Origin of the sequence: Mesorhizobium sp. M2A.F.Ca.ET.039.01.1.1, from assembly GCF_003998035.1 — a bacterium.
GTDB lineage: Bacteria > Pseudomonadota > Alphaproteobacteria > Rhizobiales > Rhizobiaceae > Mesorhizobium.
Genome location: NZ_RZRY01001325.1, coordinates 1 through 894 on the forward strand (window position 1 = coordinate 1; position 894 = coordinate 894).

1 protein-coding gene and 1 pseudogene are annotated in these 894 nt (G+C 63.2%); one reads left to right on the forward strand and one right to left on the reverse strand.

What is annotated here, in order from left to right; genetic code table 11:
• Positions 1 to 499 (forward strand): annotated as a pseudogene (locus EOA24_RS39615) (diacylglycerol kinase family lipid kinase); the annotation flags it as partial.
• Positions 500 to 512: 13 nt separating this feature from the next.
• Here EOA24_RS39615 and EOA24_RS43700 read toward each other — a convergent pair.
• Positions 513 to 894 (reverse strand): hypothetical protein (locus EOA24_RS43700; protein ID WP_245501996.1); only part of this gene is annotated, 382 nt, incomplete at its 5' end.

The window sequence follows — 894 nt, forward strand, 5'->3', positions numbered from 1 at the left end:
TGCCAAGATGGTCCAGTTGCGCGAGAAAATGGATTTCGGCTCGCGCCTTGGAAAGATGCAGGCATCCGTGCGCGCCGCCTGGGCGGCGATCAAGAATCCACCGGCGCTGAAAGTGAGCCTGAGCGTCGGCAAGGCGGAGATCGTGACGCGCACGACCGGCATCGGCATTTCCAACAACCTGTTCGGCGAGGGCCACCTGCCCTATGCCGACAACCCGGCCGGCGGCGTGCTCGGCATCTATGTCAGCGTCGCGCGCCGGCGTCACCATCTGGCAAAACTGCTGCTGGACATGCTGCGCGGCCGGCTGCGCCAAAGTGCCCATGTCGAAGTTCATCAGGCCGGCAAGGTTGTCCTCAAGGTCCTCTCGCCCGCCAGGAAATTCAGCGCCGTCCTCGACGGCGAACTGATCAGGCTCGAGCGCGAAACCACGATCGAGATCCACCCCGCCGCGTTGAACGTGCTTGTTCCGTCGAGCGGCGTCAGCGCAAAGGCAGCTTGAAGACGGCGCTGCTTCAGGGTTTTGCGGTCGATTGGCCTGGAGCGGCGCCCTGCTCGGTGCCAGGCGGCTGCGGCACATGCTGCTCGCCGGAAGCCGGCGACTTTATCAATTCCCCGTAAATCTCCACCGCACCCCACGCAATGAAGGCCAGCAACAGGCCGGCTACGAGAATCCTTAAAGCGTGCCAACCCCAGCGCCCCTGGCGGGCTTTGTCTTCAGGAACGATCTTGGTCATGATTGGCCTCCATGTTGCGTGTCTCGCCAAGCGTTTCGGGCACGGCACGATCGGGTAACGAGACCTTGCCGTGAAGGTTCCGAGCGGGAGATCATTGGACGAATGAGCCTGCGGCAGGCGTTCGAAGCTCGCCAGCAAGCCAGCCGCGATAGTCATGCCC